The 25,829-nt window shown below is 63.9% G+C and carries 10 protein-coding genes; 2 read left to right on the forward strand and 8 right to left on the reverse strand.

Annotated features, from left to right (window positions below):
* Positions 1-59: 59 nt before the first annotated feature.
* The gene (locus ACE3OO_RS05585; RefSeq protein ID WP_374300606.1) at positions 60-1,349 is read right to left on the reverse strand and encodes a nucleotide sugar dehydrogenase; all 1,290 of its coding nucleotides are present in this window, start codon (positions 1,347-1,349) and stop codon (positions 60-62) included.
* Positions 1,350-1,871: 522 nt separating this feature from the next.
* Between ACE3OO_RS05585 and ACE3OO_RS05590 the strand changes: the two genes are divergently transcribed.
* Positions 1,872-2,174, forward strand: coding sequence for a DegT/DnrJ/EryC1/StrS family aminotransferase (locus tag ACE3OO_RS05590; RefSeq protein WP_374300609.1), 303 nt, complete (start codon positions 1,872-1,874; stop codon positions 2,172-2,174).
* Positions 2,175-2,694: 520 nt separating this feature from the next.
* On the forward strand, positions 2,695-4,389 hold the full coding sequence (locus ACE3OO_RS05595; RefSeq protein ID WP_374300612.1) for a hypothetical protein: 1,695 nt from the start codon (positions 2,695-2,697) through the stop codon (positions 4,387-4,389).
* 72 nt (positions 4,390-4,461) lie between these two features.
* Here ACE3OO_RS05595 and ACE3OO_RS05600 read toward each other — a convergent pair whose 3' ends face one another.
* From ACE3OO_RS05600 to ACE3OO_RS05630, 7 genes are all read right to left on the reverse strand, one after another.
* Positions 4,462-16,500: a tectonin domain-containing protein gene (locus ACE3OO_RS05600; protein ID WP_374300615.1), complete on the reverse strand. Its 12,039-nt coding sequence runs from the start codon at positions 16,498-16,500 to the stop codon at positions 4,462-4,464.
* Positions 16,501-16,751: 251 nt separating this feature from the next.
* The gene (cysG, locus tag ACE3OO_RS05605; protein WP_374300617.1) at positions 16,752-18,215 is read right to left on the reverse strand and encodes a siroheme synthase CysG; all 1,464 of its coding nucleotides are present in this window, start codon (positions 18,213-18,215) and stop codon (positions 16,752-16,754) included.
* Entirely contained in the window at positions 18,187-20,865 is a 2,679-nt protein-coding gene (locus ACE3OO_RS05610) for a molybdopterin-dependent oxidoreductase (protein ID WP_374300620.1), read from the reverse strand. The genes cysG and ACE3OO_RS05610 overlap by 29 nt, the downstream gene beginning before the upstream one ends.
* Positions 20,866-20,870: 5 nt before the next feature.
* Positions 20,871-21,200: a nitrite reductase small subunit NirD gene (gene nirD, locus ACE3OO_RS05615; RefSeq protein WP_374304664.1), complete on the reverse strand. Its 330-nt coding sequence runs from the start codon at positions 21,198-21,200 to the stop codon at positions 20,871-20,873.
* Between the two features lie 16 nt (positions 21,201-21,216).
* Positions 21,217-23,664 (reverse strand): nitrite reductase large subunit NirB, encoded by a 2,448-nt coding sequence (gene nirB / locus ACE3OO_RS05620; RefSeq protein WP_374300623.1) that lies wholly within the window; start codon positions 23,662-23,664, stop codon positions 21,217-21,219.
* Between the two features lie 30 nt (positions 23,665-23,694).
* The gene (locus tag ACE3OO_RS05625; RefSeq protein WP_374300626.1) at positions 23,695-24,495 is read right to left on the reverse strand and encodes an ABC transporter ATP-binding protein; all 801 of its coding nucleotides are present in this window, start codon (positions 24,493-24,495) and stop codon (positions 23,695-23,697) included.
* 13 nt (positions 24,496-24,508) lie between these two features.
* A complete protein-coding gene (locus ACE3OO_RS05630) occupies positions 24,509-25,825 on the reverse strand; it encodes a CmpA/NrtA family ABC transporter substrate-binding protein (RefSeq protein ID WP_374300629.1) in 1,317 nt (438 codons plus the stop codon).
* Between the last annotated feature and the right edge of the window lie 4 nt (positions 25,826-25,829).

Genomic DNA, 25,829 nt, shown 5'->3' on the forward strand with positions numbered 1-25,829 from the left:
TCATGACGTAAACGCCATCCTCCGCACAACTACGCCCTCTTAAATTGCATCTATAATAATCAAAGTATCCAGTAGTTGACGTTTTTGGGGAGTGTGCGTCCGCGCCAGATGCCCTTCAGGTCGGCAACCAGGCCGCCGGGCACGACTAGGCGGGCGAGGGTTGCATCGTCGATGGCACGATAGGGGTCATGCGGCACGGCCGCCAGTACGGCATCGAAGCCGGCCAGCTGGTCCAGCCGCGGGCTGAGCATCAGGCCATATTCATGCTCAGCTTCCTGCGCATCGGCCAGCGGATCATGGATGGCGACGCTGTGGCCCAGTTTGGTCAGGGCGTTCACCAGATCGGCGACTTTCGAGTTGCGCAGGTCGGGCACGTCTTCCTTGAAGGTCAGGCCGAGCACCAGGATCTTGGCGCCGGGCTTCACCCGCGCGGAAACGGTTTCCGCCACATACTGGCTCATGCCGTCGTTGATGGCGCGGCCGGACAGGATGATGCGAGCGTGATGGCCGAGTTCCTCGGCGCGATGCGCGAGATAATAGGGATCGACGCCGATGCAGTGGCCGCCGACCAGGCCGGGCTGGAATTTGAGGAAATTCCATTTGGTGCCGGCGGCCTCCAGCACGTCATGGGTCGAGATGCCCAGCTTGCCGAAAATCATGGCGATCTCGTTGATGAAGGCGATGTTGATGTCGCGCTGGGCGTTCTCGATCACCTTGGCGGCTTCCGCCGTCTTGATGTTCGGCGCCAAGTGAATGCCGCCCGAGGTGATGCGGCCATACATGTCAGCGAGTTTGGCGGCGACCTCGGGCGTCTGGCCGGCCACCACCTTGGTGATCTTGTCGACCGTATGCACCTTGTCGCCCGGATTGATGCGCTCGGGCGAATAGCCGAGGAAGAAATCCCTGCCGCATTTCAGGCCGGACAGTTCTTCCAGGATCGGGCCGCAGATGTCTTCGGTCACACCCGGATAGACGGTGCTTTCATAGACAACGATGGCGCCCGGCGCGGCCTTGGTCTTCAGCGCCTGGCCAACGGTACGCGAAGCGGATCGCACCGGCTTGAGGTCGGGCACATTCTGCTCGTCCACCGGGGTCGGCACCGTGACGATATAGATGGCCTGGCCCGGGAGGTCGGCCGGATCGCTGCTCAGCCGCAGGCTGGAGGCCTTCAGCCGCTCGGCCTCGATCTCGCGGGTGCGGTCATCACCCTGCTGCAATTCCTCCACCCGGCCGCGGTCGATGTCGAACCCGACCACCGGGAAATGCTTCGCCAGGACCACGGCCAACGGCAGGCCGACATAACCGAGGCCGACGACAGCAATGGCAGGGGAAGTCGGAGAGCTGGACACGCCGGAATGCCTTTCTCTGGCAAGGGGGATGGCAGGGGGTAGCCCGCCGGCTGCCCCCTGTCAACAAACCCACCGCAGAGGCGACGGCTGCATGTCTAGACAACAAAAAAGCCCGCAGGCTTTCACTTGCGGGCTTTTTGATTTGGTCGCGGGAGTAGGATTTGAACCTACGACCTTCAGGTTATGAGCCCTAATCCAGGGCTTTTCCTGAACCGATCTGGAGACCTGTCTCCAAAATTCTCAAGCACTTAGCCTCAACCCCTTGCACCGGCGCCGACCGCTTTGCATTCGGCAGTGGAGCAAATTTGGAGCGTTAGAAGTGTAGCAAAAGGCCAGCTTGCCGCCAACCAAAGCCATGACAACCCAGAGCCTAGAGAGACCGCCCAAGGCCGCACCTGGCCGCCCGGCCTTTAGGCTAATAGACTCGATCTGGCGAGCTCGGCAGCATGGCCTCATGACCAACGCCCATCGCCAAGACTGCTAGGAAGCAAATCCCCTGCTGACCCAGAAGGATTTTGCCGCATGATGGCATTGCTCATTCTCCTATATGCAGAAGCGCGACCGGGCCGACCTGCTGCCCCACTGCACCGTGCTCCGGCGACCACGACCAGCTTCTTCCCCTCCAAGCCGCTGGGATGCTACGGCGATGGCGGTGCTAGCTTCATCGAGGATGACGGCGTCGAGGATGTACTACGGTCCATCCGCGTCCACGGCAAAGGTGACGACAAATACGACATTGTCCGCGTCGGCGCGAACAGCCGGCTAGACGCCATCCAAGCCACCGTGCTACTCGCCGAGATCCCAAGCTTCCTCGATGAGTTGTAAGCGCGGCAGGGGCAGGACAACTGCCTTTGCACCCGAGATGGAGCCATTCCTGCGTCTGCTTGAATGTGAATCCATCAGTACTGATGCGTGCTTATAGGGCGAATTGAGTGAGACTGGGCACCGCCCCGCCAGCAACAGCCCCCGGAATCCTATAAATTATTGATAATATTTTGATTTTCGAATCCCCTCGCCCCACCGGGCCCGTCGGGCAAATGGTGCAGGAATTGAGGTCATTAAAAAAACTTTAAGAAATAAAGATATTAACCCCAAGTAATAATAATTATATTTCATGCGTTTATAGGATTTTATTTTGGCTCGGACTTATCCGACCGAAGCTTGGCTACATAAAACAAAAATGTCGGGGAATACAATGCATCAACGCTGCAACAAGCCTCTGGCTGCCGCTATGGCGCTGGCCTTAGCCAGCTGCGCCTCAACTGAAACTGCCGGTCCGGCACCAATCCCGCTCCCGGAACCGACCGCATATCTGGCTGAGGTGCGCGGTAAGCGGGACCACACCTTGAATGCCGCGGATATCGAAAGTGGCATCAAGTCGCTGGAAGCACGCAAACTGCCCGAGGCTTCTCGCGCCTTCAACCGTGCCCTGAAATACGACCCGACCAATGCGGGTCTGCATTTCCTCAATGCGCTCACCTATCACCTGATGGCAGCCGACGGCGACAGCAGCCGCCTGGAGTTCGCCAAGATCGGCTATGAACAGTCGCTGAAATTCGACCCTGCAAATGCCTGGGCGGCCTATCAGAAGGGTCTGGTGGAATATCGCCTGCAGGCTTTCGGCGATGCGCAAGATTCCTTTGCCTATGCTGCCTCTTTTCTGCCCGACAACCGCGAAATCCTGACTGCGCTGACGGCGGCGTCGTATCAGTTGCAGGACCTGCGCACCGCCACCACCGCGATGAAGCGCCTGGTTGATGACGAACAGCCAGACAGCACCGCTTTGCGCAATGCCGTGGTTGTGTTCGGTGCAGCGGGGGAATTCCGCGAGGCCGAAACGTCCCTCACCCGACTCGCAAGCCTGGACGATGGCAGTGCCTATCGCCGCCAGCGTCTGCAGCAGCGCCTGAGCGAATGGCGACGCCTGCATGAGCGCTTGCCGCAGTTGGCCCAGGCCAACATCCTGGGAGACGACAATGCCACCGAAGGTGTGACGCCATCGGCGAGCAGTTCGGACAATTCCTCTTCCGGCTCCTCGGGCTCATCCGCACCGGCAACTGCTACCCCCGGCAAGACGCCGCGCATGGTGCTGGCTGACGTGGTGATCATTCATACCCAGGAACTGGCCACCAGCCGACGGGGCTTCAATCTGCTCGACGGCCTGCAGCTGCAATACCAGGGCAATATCGTCACCTACAGCTTCAATAACTCGACAGCCGGCAAGGACAGGAACTGGACGCGGTCCCATGCCCTCACCGTTCCGGCCGTGACCTACAACCTCAACATCTTCAACGATACCGGCAATGTCAGCGAGGTGCTGGCACGGCCGACTCTGGTCGCCACCGAAGGCAAGAAGTCGGAATTCTTCCACGGCGCGGTCTGGCATGTGGAACTGTCCTCCAGCGCTGCCGCTGGTGTGAGCGGCGACGTTACCGATGTGCCGATCGGCATCCGGCTGGAAATGACCCCGACCTTCATCGGCCCAGACAAGCTTCAGCTGGATGTCACCGCTGCACGCGCCTCGATCGAAAGCCGCGCATCGGAAGCCGCCTTCAACAATTTCGCCCAGACCACCAAGACCACGGTCAGCGCCAATGTGGTGATGGATTTCGAACAGACCCTGGTTCTGTCAGGCCTGAGCGAAAAGGAATCCGAGGTCTCGCGGTCCGGCGTGCCGATCCTGCAGGATCTGCCGATTATCCAGTATGCTTTCTCCAACAAGACCACGACCGATATCAATAATTCGGTCCTGATCCTGATTACGCCACGCAATCCACGTTTCACCGAGGCCGACGGTTCGCCGAAACTGGGCGAAGCCCCGGCCAAGCCGGCCACCCCTGGCCCCAACCTCGCCCGTCTGAACAGCCGGAGCGACTGGGCCTTCAAGCCGGCCCCCAACCTGGATGCCGTGATGAACCACCTGAAGGATCGTCGCTTCTTCCGCGAGTTCCGGGCCGGCGACGTCGCACTGGAACAATGGGACAGCCCCGACAGCCTGAAATACAAGATTCTCCAGGCCATCGACATGATCTACTTCTAGACCACGCTTCCGTCACGACAAAAAAGGCGGCCCGGGAACCTGGGCCGCCTTTTTCTTGGCCGACGCCTGGCGTCACTCGCTCAGCAGATACTCGAACCCGCTGGCGGTCGCCACCGTTTCACCATCTGCAAAGCGGCAGATGCCATCAACTGCCGAACCGAGCCTGACCTGATTCTGATAGATCGTGCGGCAGGCATAGCGCAGGTCCAGCCCCTTGCGCGCGGCATGTACGGCATCGAAAGGTGCGACCGGGCCACCAAAACTGGCCCATTTCGGCTTGGCGACGGATTTCAGCACTTCGAATGTCTTCGCACGCTGTACCCGGCCATCATCACCGGGAATGGCGCAGTCGCCCAGACGATCGACCTGCCCGATCCAGGATTCCGCCTTCAGACCCGCATCCGCCGCCGGACCGCTGGCGGGCGCCGATACGCGACAGAGGAACGCGGTCTCGGGCTGCCTGGTCTGCGGATCGACGACCCCCTGGCTGGCATCGAAGGCTGCCAGCGGGCTGGGTGGCCGCACGCCGGTGTCTTCAAAGATATGGTTGTTGGTCGCCACCATCCACGGATTGTCAGACGGCCCACCGCTGATGCGCAGGGCACTGCCGCCGGGCTCCACCACCCATGCCTGGCCGGACCAGCGATTGACCTCGTGTTTGTCGTCAATCATCCAGGCCGTGCCATCGGCGCCGAAACTGACATCGATGGCGGCACCAGGCAGTGCACGCCACTGCTTGCCGTTGCCGGCGTATACCCGCTTCTCGGTGGAGACGAACAGGACCTCACCACCCGGCCCAACATCGACCAGCATGGCATCGGCCGGGGCTGCCACCACCCCCCAGGCTGAGCCGTTCCAGCGATACAGTTTCTTGTCGCGACCGGTCATCCAGACTTCGCCATTGGCGCCGATACCGATATCGATGGCCTTGCCGGGGCGTTTGACCCAGCTGCGCCCATTGCCGGAAATGATGTCTTCGTCTGCGGAAACGAACCATATCTCACCGTTCGGTCCGACATCGAGGGCTGCCGCATTCTTCACAGCCGCACCCGATGGCGTCCAGCGATCATTCTGCCACTGGTACAGATTGCGGTCGGTTCCCACCATCCACACAGCACCATTGGCGCCGACGCCGATATCGATGGCACGACCGACCACGCCGGTCCACGCCACTTTCTTGGGTGGCAAAGCTGCGTGGCTGGCATCTGTGGCCATCCACGCGGCCGGCGAAGGCGGAATGGCGAAGTCGACAACCTGATTGCTGGTGCCGCCGCACATGGTCTGCGCCGCCATCCATTGGGTCCGGTTGCCGGGATTGGGCACGATATCGAAACAGAGTTTGCTGCTCAGATTCCTCAATTGCATGCCACCTGGCGTCGGCAGCTTCTGCCAGAACATGTCGTTGGAGTGATCGCAGGGCCGGCTGACCAGCGGGCTGCCCGCCCGCCCATCCAGCGGGAAGATGCAGTTGCCGATGTAGTCCGTGATTTTGACGTAGTCCCCGTCTTCCAGTCTGGTCTCCACGTAGTTGAGCGCCATGCCGGCGGCCCAGGGTGCTTTTTCGCTATCGGCCAGCACATCGCAGGCGATGGCGAAAACCGGCCTGAACTTGATGTTCAGGCTCAGGAACGGATGCGGCTGACGGCCGAAATCATACGATCCCACGCACAGGCCGGAACGCTGTGACGCCAGCGGCAGCTTGGCGTGATAGACCGGCTTGGCCTGCTTCAGCGGCTGGAAGGCCTGTGCATCCGAACCGTCGCAGGGTGCCCACTGGCTCGGCGCCTTGCCCGGCGTCGCACTGGGATCCGGAAAATGTACGCATTTCTGGGTCTTGCGATTGGCAAGGTTGTAGAATTGCGGATCGTGGCTGACCACGCGCCAGTGCATGTTCTGATCGCCCCTCTGGCACGCATTGATGATCAGCGGCACGTTCAGGTTTCCGAGGGCGCCGGACGGGATGAGGCAGAGCGGGCCGGATTTTATGAACACATACCCCGCGTCAAGCAGCTCAGTCTCCCAGCGCTGCGCCGGATCGCCCTCGTTGCAGGGCTGCTGCAGCACGGCATTGCCGGCCGCCGTCAGGCACAGCCCGCTATGGCCAACCTCCAGCAGCGTGCCTTCCAGGCGGAAGCTGGGCGGCGCAACGTCGAGACTGGACTTGATGCTGGTCTGCAGCGTCTTGGTCACTTCCTCATCGCGCGCCTCCATGGCCTTTTGCAGATCGGCCTGGCGTTGCGTTACCGCAGCGAATTCCTTCTGGTGCTTCGCCATTTCAGCCTGGTTCGAGGTATCCAGGTCGTTCATCAGTGTCGCCACCGATTCGCGGAACTTGTCGGCGATCGGGCCGGGAATATCCTTCAAGCCCTTTTCGACCACGAAGTTCAGGATCTGCAGGCCGACATAACCAAGCTCCTTGGCGTCGTATGCGGGATCCTTCAGCTTGAACACGAAACTGCCTTTGATCGGCTGGTTGAAGATGGCGTAATCCATGTTCAGCAGCCACGGCTCGTCATTCTTGATCGAGCCGCTCAGGCTGCCGGAGAAAGCCACATCGTTGATCACGATGGGCTTGGCACCCTGAAGGCCATTGATGGCGGAATCAACGATCCGCTGGGCGAAATCATCCAGCTTCTCGACACCCTCGATGGCAAGCTGCGCGGCCTTGAGCGCGGCCAGAGCGACATCCTCGGCCGCCAGTGGGCCGGCAACACGCGGATCGAGGTCGACCGGGATGGTATCGACGGCTTTGCGCGCAGCATCCAGCACGCCATCGGCAACCGTTTTCGCCGCCTCGTAGGCGAGATACTCCGCCTCATATTTCGCCTTGCAGGCCAGCTGATACCAGTGGCAGTGATTGCGGTGACTGCGGGCATCATCCGCATCGCCCTGCAACTCGTTGACCCGCGCCTCCGCCGCATTGATGGCGCTCTCGGCGCGATTGCGTTCGGCACGCACGATCGCGCGTTCCTTCTGCACGGTTGCATCGAGGCCGTCGACCTTGGCCTGCGCATCCTTGACAGCCTGTTCGGCAACCTGGAATGCGGCCTTCACGTCGGCCAGCACGGCATCGACCTGGCCTTTCACCGTCTTTTCCAGCCAGCCGGCAAAATCCGAATGCTGGATTTCGCCGTTGATCAGGAAATCGGGGTTGGTGGCCTTGCCGGTTCGCACGTCGTAGCCGACGCCTTCCACCAGCAGCTTGCCCTTGCCCAGCAGGCCGAAATCACTGTCCATCTCGAACATCACCTTGGCGGGGATGACGAACTGGACGGCAACGCTTTCCTTCAGACCCAGGAAATCGACATTGCCATTGACCTTGAAATACGGATCCGACGTGGGCCCGATGGCGACATCGATATTGTTGTTCTGCAGCTTGAGCGGCCCCAGATCCATGTCGGCGATGGCGCCTTTCATGGCAAGGCCGGCCGTCTCGGAAATGCTGAGCAGCGCGTTGCCCAGATTGTGATCCATGAAGGACAGGCTGCCCTGGGCGGCGAAGCCGGCATTGATGATGCCCAGATCCGGGTCCTCGGCGCCTGGGGTGGCGAAAGCCAGCTTCACGTTGTGTAACTCGAAACCGGGGATGTTGTCGGCCTTGAACTTGTCGTTCTTGCCGGCGATCGCCTCGATCAGTTCGGCGATCTCCACCACGCCCAGCGAGGTGATCGCACCGGCGAAGGCGATCGATTTCGGCACGCCCAGCAACTCCGGATCGGGCTCGATATCAGCGGCCATCTGGATGGTCTCGGGCCCGATCGTCGTGGTGCCCTTGAAGCCGAGCTTGACCGAGCCGTCCGGCGACACACCGGCCTTGAGCGCCACATTGGCAAGAGTCAGCGCCTTGATGCTGAACGGCTTCTCCCACTTGCCGTCCATCTCGCCTTCGATGTCGAAGGTCACATCGGCCTCGTTGACCTCCATCTCCACCTTGGTGGCGAAGATGAGCTGGTCATCGCCGGCTTTCACCTGCATGTCGACCTCGATGCCGACCTCGACCGCCTCTTCCGTCAAAGTGACGAAGAAGGCCGGCTGCACGCTTTCCGGCCAGTGCATGAATTTCGGCAAGCCGCCGGGCTTGCCGAATTTGGGCAGGAAGGCCTCGATCTTGACCAGCGGCGTGCCGCCGAAGATACCGCCCAGCTCGCCCATGATGAAGGTGGCACTGCCCAGGCCCAGCTTGCCGAAGGCCTTCTTGGCATCGTCGCTGGCGCTGGGATCGAACACGGCTGCCAGGGTGAGGCCGTCGGTCACGGTCGTCGCGCCGGGATGGATATCCAGGATCGGTTTCAGCAGCGGGCGGGCAAAATCCGGCAGGCCTGCCGGATTGAGCTGCAGACCGCTCTCGCTGAGCATGAACAGCGAATGGGTCAGCGGCATCTTCTTGAGAATGCCGGTCTTGTCGAACGGGATCAGGTCGCCCAGCGTCTTGCCATCGCGCTCCAGGATCATTGTCCAGCCGCTGGTGCCGTTCGGGCCCGGCGCATTGATCAGCGCGGTGTTGAACACCTTGCCGTCCAGGATCGCGCCGGCGCCGATGCCGGCCGTCGAGATCACCAGATCCTTCAGGCCGAACTTGCTGGCATAGGGGATGCCCTTCAGCACGGGGATATCCGACAGGTCGATCTGGCTGGCGATGCGGACCTCGCCGCTGGACAGCTTGCCGCCATCGATGGTGAAGGCGACATCGGCCGGCAGGGCGGTCTTCTTGCCCAAGCCGACATTGCCCGAGAGGCTGAGCGCCAGTTCGCGCGAACCGCCGGTCGGCGATTTCAGGTCGAAATCGACGGTCAGTCCGGTCAGGCTCAGCCAGGGGATATCCAGCGGGGCATGCCAGTCGCCGCCCGAGCCCTTGAAGGATATCTCGCTGCCCGTCGTATGCTTGGTGAAATCGAACTCACCCGGCAGCGACAGATTGGCGCTGCCGACCTTGAATCCGAAGGTGGTCGGGATCGAGATGGTCGGCTGGTTGTTCTTGCTGCTGATATTCAGCTTCGGTGTGTGGAAGCCGATGCCATCGGGGATGCCCGGAATGGTGATGTTCGGCAGGCTGCCGGTGAGGTTCAGGCTGGACAGCCAGCTGCTCGCACCGGAACCGCCGCCCGAGCCGCCGCCAGAGCCGCTGGCCGACAGGAAACGCGGATCGACGGCGCCGGTGATCGGGATGCTCTTGCTGATACCCAGCGAGCCCATGACATCGCCAAGGCTCGACCCGCTCTTGGCTTCGAACATGCTGAATATATTAGCGCCATTCGTGAGCGTGACGGTTTCGCCTGCCACCGCCTTCACCTTGTCGGCCACGATGGCCGGCAGCGCGGTCGACTTGACCGCGCCAACCACACCGTCCTTGGGCACAACGACCAGCGCCATGTCGGCGAAGGAGATATCGGTGAGCGGCGTGCCGGACGCACCCGGGATACTGTCGCCAAGATTGAAATTCGACAGGGCCAGGGCGATATGCGCCTTCTTCTGCGGATCGGGGTGGTAGACGAGGATATCCACCTCCTCGGTCTTGTATTTCATCTTCGCGCCGACCTGCAGGCGGGTCAGCTTGACCTCGGTGATGGAGAAATCGTCCAGGCCGGGGATCGAATTTCCTGCACCCAGCAGCTGCGAGATGGTCAGGGCGTCGGTTATGGTGACCGTGTAGTCCGGCGTGCCGTCGCCCGCGTTCTTCACCAGCTCGGCGGTCACGCTGACCGGCTTGTTTTGCAGCGTGGCATTGGCCTTGGCATCGAAAGACCAGTCGGCCGCCGTCTTGGCCGCCGTGAAGCTGCCGCCATTCAGGGTGAAGCCGGGGAAGTCGACCATCTTAGCCGACTTGAACGCCGCCGTGATGGTGGGCTCCCAGTTGCCGCCCTGGTTCTTGGCCGCCAGCTTGAAGCCGTCCATCTCGAAGCCGCTGGCCCGCGGCAGCGCCTTCAGCGCCGGCAGGTCGGCCATCGTCAGGGCGCCGGTGAAATCCAGGCTGGCGTTGCTGAGCTGGCGATTCTGGACCTCGAGTGCGGCGGCAACCTGCAGCGGCGCCTTGCCCAGGCCGGTCGCCGCGCCGGCGAAGCTGAGCTTTATGTCGCGTGTCGTGCCCGTACCGGTCAGTGACGCGTTCAGGGCCAGGTTGTTCAGATGCAGCCAGGTCAGGCCGAAGGGACCGTCCCAGCCGCCCTGCACCTTGCCGGCAAAAGCCACGTCGGTATTGCCGCCCGAACGCGTGAAACTGAAGCTGCCCGGTGCCTGAAGGCTGTTCTTGCCCTCGGCAAAGACCATGGTCGTATCGATCGACAGGCTGAAGCCGCCCTGGCCGCTGATCTTGACCTTGGGCGACTGGAAGCCCGATTTATCCGGCAGGCCCGGAATCGTGATGCTGGGCAGCGTACCGCTCAGATTCAGGGACGAAGCCCAGCTGGCCGCCGCGCCGCCGGCCGAGCTGGAACCGGTGCGGCCCGAGGCCAGCACGCGCGGATCGACGCTGCCGACAATCGGAACTTCCTTGGAAATGCCCAGCGCGCCAAGCGCCTGCCCCAGGCTGGAACTTGCCTTGATATCCATCTGGGCGAAGATATTGGCGCCAGTGCCGAGCGTGACGGCATCGCCGGCCACAGCCTTGGCCTTCGCCGATACGATGGCCGGCAGATTGGCAGTCTGCATCGCACCTGTTACGCCGCCCTGCGGCACGATCACCAGCGCCATGTCGCTGAAGCCCACATCGCTCAGCAGCGTGCTGGAAGCGCCCGGAATGCTGTCGCCCAGGTTGAAGTCCGACAGCGCCAGAGCCACGTGCACCTTGCTCTGCGGTCCGGGGCGGTAGAACAGGATATCCACCTCCTCGGTCTTGTAGGTCATCACCGCGCCGACCTGCGACCGCGTCAGCTTGACCTGCTTGATGGCAAAATCGTCCAGGCCGGGGATCGAGTTGCCACTGCCGATCAGCCCGGCCACGGTGAGGTCGTCGGCGATCGTGACCGTATAATCCGGCGCGCCGTTGCCGGCATCCTTCACCAGTTCGGCGGTCACGTTCACCGCCTTGCCCTGCAGGGTCGCCTTGGCATTGGCATCCAGCGACCAGCCTTCGGCATTCTTTTTGGCAGTGAAATCGCCGCCATTCAGCGCGAAGCCGGGGAAATCCACCATGCCGCCCGAGGTGAAGGCGGCGGTGATGGTCTCATCCCAGGCCGTGCCCTGACGCGCCATCGCCAGCTTGAAGCCGTTGAGCTGGAAGCCATCCGCCCGCGGCAGCGCCGACAGCGGCGGAAGATCCGACATCTTCAAACCGCCGGTGAAATCCAGGTTCGCCGCGCTGACCTGTGCATTGGCTATCTGCAGGTCGATGGCCAGCTTCAGCGGCGCACTCTTGCCAAGGCTGGCCTGACCGGCGAAATCGAGTTTCAGCGCGCGGTTCGTGCCGCTGCCGGTCATGTTGCCGTTGAGGCTCAGATTGGTGATATGCAGCCAGGACTGGCCGAACGGGGCCGACCAGCCATCGGGCACCGTCGCCGCAAACGCCACCGCCGTGTTGCCGCCGCTGCGCGTGAAGCTGAAATTGCCCGGCGCGCGCAGGGTGCTGGATTCCTCCGCGAAGACAAAGGTGGTGCCGATCGACACGGCCAGGCCGCCCTTGCCGCTGATATTGATCTTCGACTGCTGGAAACCCGAGCCTGCCGTCAAGCCTGGCACTTTCAGATCGGGCAATGCACCGCCGAGGTTGAGCGAGGAAATCCAGCTCGACGCCGCATTGCCGGCACCGGCCGGCGCCGCGCCCTGGCTACGCCCCGAAGCCAGCATGCGCGGATCGACGCTGCCGACAATCGGGATGCCTTTCGATATACCCAGCGTGCCGAAGACATCGGCCAGGCCGGAACCGCCCTTCACGTCAAGTTCCGCGAAGATGTTGGCGCCGGTGCCGAGCGTGACGGTAGAACCGGCCAGCGCGGCCGCCTTGGCCGACAGGATGGCGGGCAGGCTGCTGGTCGGCATCGAGCCGGTGGTGCCGCCCTGCGGCACGATTACCAGGGCCAGGTTGCTGAAGCTGATATCGTCCAGCGGCGTGCTGGAAGCACCGGGAATATTGTCGCCGAGATTGAAGTTGGACAGCGCCAGCGCGACATGCACCTTCTTCTGAGGGTCGGGGCGGTAGAACAGGACATCCACCTCCTCGGTCTTGTAAGTCATGCGCGCCGCCACCTGGGCGCGCGACAGCTTCACCTGCTTGATGGCGAATTCGTTCAGGCCCGGAATCGCATTCGCGGTGCCGAGCAGGTTGGCCACCGTCAGGTCGTCGGTGACGGTGACTGTGTAATCTGGCGCGGCGCCGCCGGCATCCTTCGTCAGTTCCGCCGTCACGTTCACCGCCTTGCCGTTCAGCGTGGCCGTGGCGGTCGCATCCAGCGACCAGCCGTCGGGCGCCTTCTTGGCGGTGAAATTGCCGCTGTTCAGCGCGAAGCCCGGAAAATCCACCATGCCACCGGCTTTGAAAGCTGCCGTGATGGTCTCGTCCCAGGCCGTGCCCTGGCGGGCGGCGGTCAGCTTGAATCCGTCGAGCTGGAATCCGTCAGCGCGCGGCAGCGAAGCCAGCGCCGGCAGGTCCGACATCTTCAGGCCGCCGGTGAAAGTGAGGTCGCCGCTGTTGAGCTGGCCGTTGGCGGCATCCACCGCGATGGCCAGCTTCAGATTCGTCGCCTTGCCCAGATCGGCCGTGCCGTTGAAATCGAGCTTGGCGCCGCGGCTGCCGCCCGTGGAGGAGATCCCCGCCGTCAGGGTCAGGTCGTCGACATGCAGCCAGCTCAGGCCGAATGGCGACTGCCAGCCGCCGGCCACCGCGCCGGCGAAATTGATCGCCATGTTTCCGCCGCTGCCCGAGAAGCTGATGCTGCCCGGCGCCGTAAGGGCCGGCTTGCCGCCGCCTTCGGAGAAGGACAGCGTGCCGGCGAAGCTGGCGAACAGCCCCGTGGCGCTGGTGCCTGGGGCAGGATTCGGATTCTGGCCCGAAATGCGGAACACCATGTCGGAGAAACCCGAGCCGGCCGGCAAACCGGGCAGGCTGATCGCACCCACGGGTGCCTGCAGATCCAGGTTGGCCAGCGCCGCACGCGCCGCCGCCGCACCCTGGCCTGCGGCCTGACCGGCATTCTGCCCCGCACGACCGGCCGACTGATAGGCCGCAGCGATCATGCTGGGATCGACCGTGCCCTTGATGGGGATCACGTTCGGCACCGACAGCGTGTCGAATACCTGCTTGGCCGGACCGGCACCCGAGACATCGAGCTGCGCCAGGATCGTCACGCCGTCCTTGATGTCGAGCGAACCACCGGCCACATCGGTCACGGCCTTCGCCAGAGCGGTGGGCAAAGCCGAAGCCGGCACGCCCGACTGCGCCGCACCCTTTTTGGCCACCAGCACCGACACATCCTTCAGCACCGCGCCCTGGAAGGCAGCGCCGATGCCGGGAATCGTCTTGGCCAGGTCGAGCGTGCCGGCGGTGACCGACAGGTAGCGATGACCGGCTGCGCCGGTCTTGAACAGGGCGATGTCGAGCGGCTCCTGCCCAAGCGACAGCTTGGCATCCAGCTTGTCCCCCGTGATGGCGATCTGCTGAACCGCCAGCGTGTCCAGCGCGGTCGCATAGGAACCGGCCAGGTCGGAAAGTCGGATATTGCCGGTCAGCGTGGCTGCGTATTCCTTGGCGGCTGCCGCGCTGTCAAACCGCGCGTCGATCTGCACCGGCTTCGCATTCAGGCTGCCCGAACCGGTCAGTGCGATAGCCCAGTCGCTGCCCTTTTCGGTGGCGGTGAAACTGCCGGTCGAGAATTTCAGGCCCTCGAAAGAAAAGATATCGGCGGTATCGACGGCACCGCTCAGGCTGAGATTGCGGTCATTGCCCAGGCCGGCAATCTTGATGTCGAGATTTTTCAGCGCGACCTTGGACACCACCGGCAGGGCCGAAATCGGCGGTAGGTCCTTCAGGGCCAGGCGGTTGGCCAGCTTGAATTCGGCGCCCCCGATCCGGCCATTGGCAACGGCCAGGTTGATCGCCAGCGGGATATTCTTGCTGCTGCCCAGATCGGTCACGCCATTCATGGCAAAGCTGAATGCCTGCCCACCCTGCGCTGTGGCCGCGAGTGCGATATTGGCCTGCAGACTGCGGATCTGCAGCCAGTTCAGCCCGAAAGCCGCAGGCCAGCCGGTGGTGTTGGCACCGGCGAATTGCAGGTCGGGGACGCGGCTGCCCTGCCGCTGGGCGAAGGTCAGCTCTCCGGGAAAGCTCACCCGGCTGCCGGCGATGCTGAGATCGAATTCGCTGGCGATCGCCACCTTGATGCCGCTGCTGGCGGGCGCAGCAGCTGTACCGGCCGGCGCTGCACCGGCCGGGGCAGGCGTGGCAGTGGCTGCAGTAGCGGTGGCAGTGGCAGCCGGCTGGCCGCGCGTGATACGCAGGGTGGGCAGCTTGAACAGGCCTTCCTGCGGCATGCCGGGCAGATTCAGCGCCGGCAACGGCACGCTCAGGTCGATTTTGGCCAGGTCGCTTCCGCCACTGACCCGTGCCTGGCTGCCGCGCGCATGCGACAGCAGATCGGCCAGGATACGCGGATCGATGGCGCCTTTCAGCGGCAGCGGCTTGTCGAGACCGATCTGCGCCAGCGTGCCGGCGGCGGCCGACTTGGTCGGATCCAGCGTGGCGAACACGTTCAGGCCCGGCTGCAGGCGCATGCTGTTGCGGATGCCCACCTGTTCCAGGGCACGCACCAGTTCGGCTGGCAGGCCAGCCAGCGAAAATTCGCGCGCCTCGCGACCCGGTTCGACCAGCAGGATCGGATTGACGATATCGAGGTTGTTCAGGAACGACGTCGCCGCACCGGGAATCGCCTCGGCCAGGTTCAGTTCGTCGGCCTTGATAACGGCAACCATCGCGCCGCTGCTGTCGGGATGCAGGGCAAGGTCATAGGTGTGCGTCTTGCTGGCCAGGCTGGCCGAAACCTGCCTGCCGCCGAATGCGACATTCTGCAGCGTCAGCGTGGACAGGCCGGGCACCTTGTCCAGCGCGGGCACCAGATCGGCCAATGTCAGACCTGTCGTGACGCGGGCCTGGAATTCGCCGCTGCCGCCGTTCTGGGACGCGGCATAGGCAAGGGTCGCCGCCAGCGTCTTGCCGTTCAGGCTGGCATTGCCGCCGAAGCTCAGCGCCCAGCCGCTGCCGGTATTGTCGGCCGCCACGGTGAGGCCCGACACACTGAGGCCAGCGAAGCTGACCGTGGCATTGCCCTGGACCTGGCCGTCGATGCGGCCCACCACCGTCTTGTTGCGCACGCGACCCTGCATGGCCAATGCGACCGGAAGAGTCTGCCCCGCCATCATGACCTGCACATTGGCAGCGGCTTTCAGTGCCAGCCCGTTGCTGTCGCTGGCCAGCTGCAGGATCGTCTGCCCCGGCATGCTCATTACGTCGGACGAAACACCGTTCAGCGCCAGCTGGCCGATGGTGGCCGTGAGGTTGAAGCCGGCCGGCGCATTTGCCGCCTGCCCTGCCGTGGCCGTGCGGCCAAGCTGTCCGCTGAAGACGGATTCCGGCACCGTGCCGGTGAAGGCGACAACACCGGTGTTGAGGCCAAGCTGCTGCTGCAGGAAGCTGCCGGCGGCGGAGGCCGAGAAGTCCGCTTCCAGGAAGGCACTCACACCCTTGGCGATGGTCAGGCTGTCGGGCAGGCCGCCGGGCGATGCCTGGCGCAGGGCATTGCGCACCGGCGAGGGCAGGTCGGCGATACGCAGGGCCGCCGGGGCATCGGCGTAGATGAATGTGGCCTGGGGCAGCTTCACGCCTTGCAGCAGGGCGGCGCCGGGCAGCGCGAAGCTGCCGCCGCTGATCGACAGGGCATAGGCGTAACCGCTTTTGGACGCGGCATTGGGGAAGGCCGTCACGCTGGGTGCATTGCCATCCAGCGTGAGGATGATGGCGCCATCGGATTGCTGGGCAGCAACCACCTTGCGGCCGGCAAAGACCGGGAGAGTCGACAACTGACTCGAGAATTGCCGCACGAGGTCGGCGCCGAATTGCGCTCTGGTTTCCAGTGTGAAAACTGCGGCCAGCGCGAATGAGACAATCGCGGCTGCGAATTTTTTCATGGTCTTCCCCCTGCCCCCAAGCGCCCGCCATTTGCGGCAGGTCACTGATCGTCCGTGTAGGTGGCATTCATCGCTACGGCACGCGCAATACTCTTCTGATTTCTGATAACCGCCCACCGAAAAGCGCGGGCCTTCGCAACGATGCCGCGCCTAGAAAAGCAGATTGTTATTAAAAATCAAATGATTAAATTAATTTAATCCGGCCGGCGCCTGCAGTGAGGCCGGCCTTGTGCCATGACTTGGCTGGGGGATCAGGCGAGTCTGCCGTAGCGCGGCGTTTCAACCGGCTGTATTTCCTGCGGCGTTCCGGCTGCCGCACCGAGTCCGTCGAAGACCCGGCCGATACCCACCAGAACCGGCTGCTCGTTGCCGAGTGAATCTAGACCTTCTGCCAGGTTGTCCAGCCGGCCCACCCAGCGCGCCTCTTCCGGACGGGATACGGCCGCCAGGGCCACGACCGGCGTGGCGGGGGAAAGGCCCTCAGCAATCAGCCGCGCGGCAAACGCGCCGCCGGTGCGGCCACCCATATAGACCATCAGCGAGGTTTCCGGATCGGCAAGGCCACGCCAGTCCAGATCCTGCGGCAGGCCGCCCTGGCGCGAATGCCCGGTGACGAAACGCACCGAATGCGCCGCCTCGCGATGGGTGAGCGATACACCGAGCCGGCTGGCCGCCGCCACCGCCGCCGTGATGCCCGGCACCACATCCACCGGAATGCCCTGCGCCTGCAATGCGGCAATTTCCTCGCCGGCACGGCCGAACACCATCGGATCGCCGGATTTCAGCCGCACCACGCGTTTGCCCTGGCGCGCCAGCTTGATCATCAGCGCATTGATGTCGTCCTGCCGGCAACTCGCGCGGCCGCCACGTTTGCCCACCATCATGCGCCTGGCTTCGCGGCGCGCCAGTTCCAGCACGCCGTCCGACACCAGATCATCGAACAGGATCGCGTCTGCCGCCTGCAGCGCCCGCATGCCCTTCAGGGTCAGCAGCTCGGCATCGCCCGGCCCCGCGCCCACCAGCGTGACATGGCCGGTAGCGGCCTGCGGCGGCATGCGCAGCAGATCGGCATCGGATGGCACCATCGGTTCAAGGAAAGCGCGTTCGGCAAACCGCTGCCAGAAGGCGCGGCGCTGCGTGGACGTCGGCAGGCGCGCGGCGAGCGACGCGCGGATGCGCTTGGCGGCAGCGGCCCAGGCGCCCAGCGTGGCGGGCAGCAGGGTTTCGATGCGCCGCCGCACCGCCTGGGCCAGCACCGGCGCCGCTCCATCGGTGGAGATGCCGATCACCAGCGGCGAGCGATTGACGATGGAGCCGAACTGCACATCGCCATGACCCGGCCTGTCGATGGCGCTGCAGATCGCGCCGACGCTGCGTGCGGCGGCATGGAACGCGGCCGCCTCCTGCTCGTCGGCCGCATCGATCACCGCCATGACCGCGCCCGCAAGATCACCGGGCTGCCAGGCCCGCATATGCATGGCGATGTTGTCCTGCAGGGCCAGCAGTTCGGCACCGGGCTGCGGGGCAAAAACCTCCACCCGCGCGCCGGCCGCCGCCAGCAATTCGGCCTTCCAGGCCGCAGGCGCGTCGTTGCCCGCCACCACGGCGCGCTTGCCATGCAGATCTATGAACAGCGGCAGCACGGCCAGCGGCGCGATGCGCCGCCCTGCCTGAGGTATCGTGACGTCAGCCGGCTTTCTGGATGCTGAGCCCATCGATGATCCTCCGGATTTCGCTGCGGCAGGAGCCGCAATTGCCGCCAGCCTGGGTCGCGGCCGTCACCGCCTCCACCGTGGCGCAGCCGCCCGCCACGGCTGCAGCGATCTGGCGACTGCCGATATCGAAACAGGCGCAGACGATGGCGCCGCGATCCGGCTGGTCCGTACCGGTACGGCCGGCCAGCAGGCGCAGCCGCGCCGTGGCGGTGGCGAACGGGACAGAAAGCTGGTCGGCGGCCCAGGCGCGCGACACCGCCACCGGCTGCGGCGCGACGAACAGCGCCCCGATCAGGCGCTCACCATTAAAAGCGGCGAACCGATGCTGACCGGCAGCGGCATCGTGATAGGCCAGCAGGTCGACGCCTTCATCCTCACCAATGCCAAAGAGGCCACGGGCCAAGGCGGTCCAGTCCTGCGGCAGGGTCTGATCGGCCAGTTCCAGCCGCCAGCCGGCGCGCGCCGGTGCCAGTGTCCAGTAGCCGACCGGCGGTGTTGCTGGCCTTTCGGCCAGCACGGCGAAGCCATACCAGCCTGCCGCATAGGACTGCACGGTTACGGGCGTGAATTTCAGTTCCGGCTGGCCCGAGACCGGATCGGTGGCCGGGTTGACCAGCACATCCACGCGCGCCTGCGCGCTCAGCTGATCCGTCCAGTGCAGCGGTGCGAAGACCGTGCCGCGCTGCTGCTCTTCGCTGACCAGCGCCCGCAGGATCGCATGGCCGCGTGGATTGCGCAGCATCACCAGGCTGGCCGGAGCGATGCCATGATCCGCGGCATCGGCCGGGTGGATTTCCACAAAAGGCTCGGCGATATGGCCCATCAGGCGCGGCGAGCGGCCGGTGCGTGTCATGGTATGCCACTGGTCGCGGATGCGACCAGTGTTGAGAATCAGCGGATATTCATCGCCGGGCTGCTCTGCTGCCGCACCCCAGGGCGTGGCGATGAACCGCGCCTTGCGATCCGGCGTGTAGAATTGTCCATCGGCAAAAAAGCGTCGTGCGTCATTACGTGGCTGTCCTGCCGGCCAGGGCCACTGGAATGGCGTGAGCGCGTCATAGTCCTCTGCGGTGATGCCGCCCAGAGCGGAAATATCGAAATCGCGCCGACCGTGATTCTCCGCACCGCTGAGCCGGGCATATTCGGCAAGGATTTCAGCCGGGGTCTCATAGGTGAAGGCATCGGCCCAGCCCATGCGGCGGCCGACCTGGGCAAATATCCACCAGTCAGGCTTTGCTTCACCGGGCAAAGGCAGGAAGCCGCGCTGGCGTGAAATACGGCGTTCCGAATTGGTGACCGTGCCATTCTTCTCGCCCCAGGCCGCCGCAGGCAGCAGCACATGGGCATGACGTGCCGTGTCAGTCACCTGCAATACATCCGACACCACCACGAAGGGGCAGGCCCGCAATGCCGCCTGCACATCGTCGGCATCGGGCAGGCTGTCGACCGGATTGGTGCCGGCGATCCAGATCGCCTTCACAGAGCCGGCTTTCACGGCGCGGAACAGATCCACTGCTTTCAGGCCCGGCTTGTCGGCGATGCGCGGCGCGGCCCAGAAATCCTGCACGACGCGACGGTGATCCGGGTTGTCCAACTCCATGTGACAGGCCAACTGGTTGGCCAGGCCCCCCACTTCGCGACCGCCCATAGCATTGGGCTGGCCGGTGATGGAAAACGGCCCCATGCCGGGCCGGCCGATGCGGCCGGCAAGAAGATGGCAGTTGATGATGGCATTGACCTTGTCTGTGCCACAACTGGACTGGTTCACGCCCTGGGAATAAGCCGTCACCACGCGCTCATGTCTGGCGAAGAGATCGTAGAAGCGTTTCAGATCGGCCTGGTTCAGGCCGGTGATTTCGGCGATCTCGGGCAACGACAGGTCTCGCGCCACAGCCAGGGCCGCATCCAGGCCACTGGTATGGTCGGCCACAAAGGCACCATCCATCCGGCCCTGTTCATGCAGATATGCCAGCAGGCCGTTGAACAGGGCTACATCCGAACCGGGCCTCAGCGCCAGATGCAGATCGGCATTCCGCGCCGTCATGGTGCGGCGCGGATCGACCACCACGATGGTCAGCTCGGGCCGCTCGGTTTTGGCGGCCATCAGGCGCTGGAACAGCACCGGATGGCACCAGGCCAGGTTTGATCCGACCAGCACCACCAGATCGGCCAGGTCCAGATCGGCATAGACGCCCGGCACCGTGTCGCTGCCGAAGGCGCGTTTGTGCCCCGCCACGGCCGAAGCCATGCAGAGTCGCGAATTGGTGTCGATATTGCCCGAGCCGATGAAGCCCTTCATCAGCTTGTTGGCGACATAATAATCCTCGGTCAGCAGCTGGCCCGAAACATAGAAGGCCACTGAATCCGGACCATGTCGCGCGATGGTATCGGAGAAAACCTGCGCCACGCGATCCAGCGCCGCATCCCACTCCACCCGCCTGCCATCCATCACGGGATACAGCAGCCGCCCTTCCAGACCCAGCGTCTCGGCCAGCGCCGACCCCTTCGAACAGGTGCGGCCGGCATTGGCCGGGTGGTCGACATCGCCCTGGACGGCGACGCCGCCATCGGCTTCACGCCGGAGCCGCAGGCCGCAACCCACCCCGCAATAGGGGCAGGTGCTGCGGATCTCGGGCACGGCGGCAGTCATGCTGCTCAGGCCGCCTGCATGGCCTTGGCCGGCCAGGACAACAGCACGCGGTCCTGCTCCAGTCGCACGGCGATGGTGCGGGTGCAGCCATGATCGGCGCCCTGGGCCTCGCCGGTGGCCAGACTGATCACCCAGTTATGCATCGGACAAGTGACACTCTCGCCCTGGACAATGCCCTGCGACAGCGGCCCGCCCTTGTGCGGACATTTGTCGTCCAGTGCAAAGAGTTTGTCGTCCATGGTGCGGAACACGGCGATGTCGCCACGCGCCGTCTTCACCACGCGGGCACCACGGCGGGGAATGTCCTCCAGGGTGCCAATGTCGATCCAGTCCATGGACATGCGGACCTCCCTATTCGGCGGCATGGGCCAGCCGCAGATCGGCCAGCGGCTTGAATTCATGGGCGAAGGCGCCGTTGACGCGCTCGGCCCAGGGATCGACCTGCGCTACTTTCTGCGCCAACACGAAACGCGCGAACAGCGCGCGACGGCGCTCGTGATCCTCGACGATCTGCTGCTTCACGGTATCGAGGCCGACGCGATGCAGCCATTTATGGATGCGATCCAGGTAATGCGCCTGCTCGCGATAGAGCTGCATCAGCGCGCCGGTATATTCCAGCACCTCTTCCTCGGTCTCCAGCTTGCACAGCAGGATGCTCTGCTTCACTTCCAGGCCCGCCGCGCCGGCGATATGGAACTCGTAACCAGAATCAACGCAGATGATGCCGATATCCTTCACCGTGGCTTCGGCGCAGTTGCGCGGACAACCCGAGACGCCCAGCTTCACCTTGTGCGGCGTCCAGCTGCCCCAGGTGAATTTCTCCAGCTTGATGCCCAGGCCCGTCGAATCCTGGGTGCCGAAGCGGCACCATTCGCTGCCGACGCAGGTTTTCACCGTGCGCAGGCCCTTGGCATAGGCATGACCGGAAACCATGCCTGCGGCATTCAGATCGGCCCAGACACCGGGCAGATCCTCCTTCTTCACGCCCAGCAGATCGATGCGCTGGCCGCCGGTCACCTTCACGGTGGGGATCTTGTATTTGTCGGCCACGTCGGCGATGGCGCGCAGTTCCTTGGCGCTGGTGACGCCGCCCCACATGCGCGGCACCACCGAATAGGTGCCATCCTTCTGGATATTGGCATGCACGCGTTCGTTGATATAGCGCGACTGGTTGTCGTCCACATACTCACCGGGCCAGGTGGCGAGCAGGTAATAGTTCAGCGCCGGGCGGCATTTGCTGCAGCCACAGGAGGTTTTCCATTCCAGCTCCTGCATCACCGCCGGAATCGACTTCAGCTCCTTGGCCACGATCAGGCGGCGGATGTCGTCGTGGCCAAGATCGGTGCAGCCGCAGGCAGCCTTCGATGCTTTCGGTGCGTAGGAATCGCCTAGCGTCAGGCCGATCAGTTTCTCCACCAGTCCGGTGCAGGAGCCGCAGGAAGCCGAGGCTTTGGTGACGGCACGCACTTCCTCCAGTGTGGTCAGGCCATTGGCCGTGATGGCGCCGGTGATCTTGCCCTTGCATACGCCGTTGCAGCCGCAGATCTCTGCCTCATCCGGCAAGGCTGCAACGGCCGCCATAGGGTCCAGCGGGCTACCTCCCGCATAGCCCTGGCCGAAAATCAGCGTTTCGCGCATCTCCGCGATATCCGTGCCGTCGCGCAGCAACTGGAAAAACCACGCGCCATCTTCCACATCGCCATACAACACTGTGCCAATGATGCGATTGTCTTTCAGCACCAGCCGCTTGTAGACCCCGCGCGCGGCGTCACGGAGCACGATTTCCTCACGATCCTTGGCTTCGGCGAAGTCGCCGGCCGAGAAAAGGTTGATGCCGGTCACTTTCAGCTTGGTTGCCGTCACCGAGCCGTTATAGGCGGCCGGTTCGTCCACTAGCGTCCTAGCCAACACGCCGGCCATTTCGTAAAGCGGCGCGACCAGACCATAGGTGGCACCGCGATGCTCGACGCATTCGCCCAGCGCGAAGATATCCGGATCGGAACTGCGCATCTGGTCATCCACCACGATGCCGCGGTTGACGGTCAGCCCGGCATCCTTGCCAAGCTGCGCATTCGGCCGGATGCCCACGGCCATCACCACCAGATCGGCGGTGATGCGCGTGCCGTCTTCCAGTTCCACCGCCTCCACCCTGCCATTGCCAGTGATGGCCTTGGTATTGGAGCCGGTCAGCACGCGGATGCCGCGTTCCTCGATGGCCTTTTTCAGCAGATACCCGGCGGCCGGATCGAGCTGGCGCTCCATCAGAGTGGGCATCAGGTGCACCACGGTCACCTGCATGCCCTGTTCGGCCAGGCCGGCCGCGGCCTCCAGCCCCAGCAGGCCACCCCCGATCACCACCGCATTGCCGCGCGACCGGGCAGCCAGGATCATGGCGTCGACATCGTCGAGATCGCGATAGCTCAGCACGCCGGGCAGATTGTGGCCCGGCACCGGAATGATGAACGGCACCGATCCGGTGGCGATCACCAGCTTGTCATAGGCTTCGGTCAGGCCGTTATCGGTGGTGATGGTCTTCGCCGCGCGATCAATGGCGGTGACGCGCGTGCCCTTATGCAGCGTGATGCCGTGATTGATGTACCAGCCATCGCCATGGATCACGATCTGCTCGTAGGTTTTTTCACCTGACAGCACGGGCGAGAGCATGATGCGGTCGTAATTCACGCGCGGTTCGGCATTAAAGATCGTGACGGCATATCGACCGGGCGCGGCTTCAAACAGCTTCTCCAGCATGCGCCCGGGCGCCATGCCATTACCGATGATGACGAGACGTTCTTTCATGGCCTTGGACTCCGTTACGCGAAAGACCTCTTACGCCGCCTGTACGCCGGGGGCGCGGTGACGGGCATAGAGGAATTCCAGGATCTGCTGGCGGCAGCGCGTGTATTCCGGATCGCTGGCCAGCGCCAGACGGTTGCGCGAGCGCGCCAGATTCACATCCAGAATTTCGCCGATGGTGGCCGCCGGACCATTGGTCATCATCACCACCCGGTCAGACAGCAGCACGGCCTCGTCCACGTCATGGGTGATCATGATCACCGTGTTCTTCAGCTTGGCATGCAGATCCATGACCGTGTCCTGCAGCGTCGCTCGCGTCAGTGCGTCCAGCGCGCCGAAGGGCTCATCCAGCAGCAGCACCTTCGGTTCCATCGCCAATGCCCGCGCGATACCGACGCGCTGTTTCATGCCGCCTGAAATTTCCTGCGGCCGCTTGTCGAGCGCATGCTCCATACCCACCAGCGCCAGGTTATGCCGGGTCCACTCGTCGCGTTCCGCGCTCGATTTCACCTTGCCATGCACCTTGTCGACGGCCAGGCGCACGTTGTCGTACACCGTCAGCCAGGGCAGCAGGGAATGATTCTGAAACACCACGGCGCGGTCCGGACCGGGATCGTTGACCTCCTTGCCCTGCAGCAGCACGCCGCCATGGGTGGCGCGCAGCAGGCCGGCCACGATGTTGAGCAGGGTGGACTTGCCGCAGCCGGAATGGCCGATCAGGGCAACGAATTCGCCGCTGTCGATCTGCAGGTGGATGTCCCTCAGGGCGATGAAAGGGCCATTGGCACCTTTGAAGGTCATGCCGACATCTTCGAAGCTGAGATAGGCGCTCATGGGGACTCCTTGGTTACCGGTTGGCGCTGGGGCGGCGTGTGGCGAGGTTGCCGCCCTGCATCTCGCGCGGCAGGGCCGGCGCGGCGGGACGGGCGGACGAGACATACGAACCATCGAAGAACAGGTCCGCGCCCATTTCGATCGGCGCACTGGCCTGCGCCAATTGCCATGGCCCGGCATGCAACCCTTCGGGTTTGCGGTCGATCAGCGGGAAGGGTTTGTCCAGCGCGGCGGCGGCCTCGCGATAGAGATCGGTGCGGTAGACCGCATCGGCCACGGCCGAAATATCGGTGGCCGGATCGATCAGTTTCCAGCGCCGCATCTCGGTGAGGTACCAGTCCGCCTGGCTGCGCCAGGGAAAATTCGCGCTGTAGCGGCTGAACACGAAGAAGTCGGGCATATGCTCGGGGCTGACATCCAGGCCGTAGCGCACCACGCCCAGCATGCCGAGGCGGATCGCCTCGGCCGCTTCCGGGCCGATATAGTCTGGCCGCGCCAGGATCTCGACGCCCTCCAGCCGGTTCTCCGGCCGGTCGAGCCATTCCGCCGCCTCGATCAGGGCCATCAGCATCTGTTTATGGGTCAGTGGATTGCGCTCAACCCAGTCGCGGTTGACCCCGATCACCTTTTCCATGCGGTTGTTCCAGATCTCGTAGCCCGAAATCAGGATGCGGCCCACGCCGCGCAGCACCGCCAAGGTGTTCCAGGGATCGCCGACGCAAAAGCCGCCAATCTCGCCAGCCGCCAGCCGGTCGGTCATCTGTGGCGGCGGTACCACCACCAGGTTCACGTCACGGTCAGGATCGATGCCGGCTGAGGCCAGCCAGTAGCGCAACTGGATCTGGTGCGAGGAATAGTTGAACACGGTGGCAAAGGTCAGCTTGTCGCGGCCGGCCTTGCGGTCGGCGGCGATCAGGCGACGCAGCACATTGCCGGCTTCCATGCGGTCCTGCGCCACCGCCGGCTCGGCATCAACCAGACGGTTCCACAGCCCGGTAGAAATGGTGACGGCATTACCGTTCAGATTGAGCACAAAGCTGGTGATCTGCGGCTTCTTCCAGCCGCCGGCCCCCAGAGTGGCCGCCAGCGGCATCGGGGCCAGCATATGGGCGGCGTCGAGCGCGCCCAGCGCCACCTTGTCGCGCATGTTGGCCCAGGAGGGTTCGCGCACCAGGGTGACGTCCAGCCCCTGGCGCGCGAAAAAGCCCTTTTCCTTCGCAGCGATCAGCACCGCGCTGTCGGTCAGCGCGATGAAGCCGATCCGCATCGGTGTGAGGGCCGCCGGCGCGGCGGTCCGCACAACCTTCGTCTTGGCGGGACGTCGCGCCATCACT

Origin of the sequence: Ferrovibrio sp. (genome assembly GCF_041906005.1) — a bacterium.
Classification (GTDB): domain Bacteria; phylum Pseudomonadota; class Alphaproteobacteria; order Ferrovibrionales; family Ferrovibrionaceae; genus Ferrovibrio.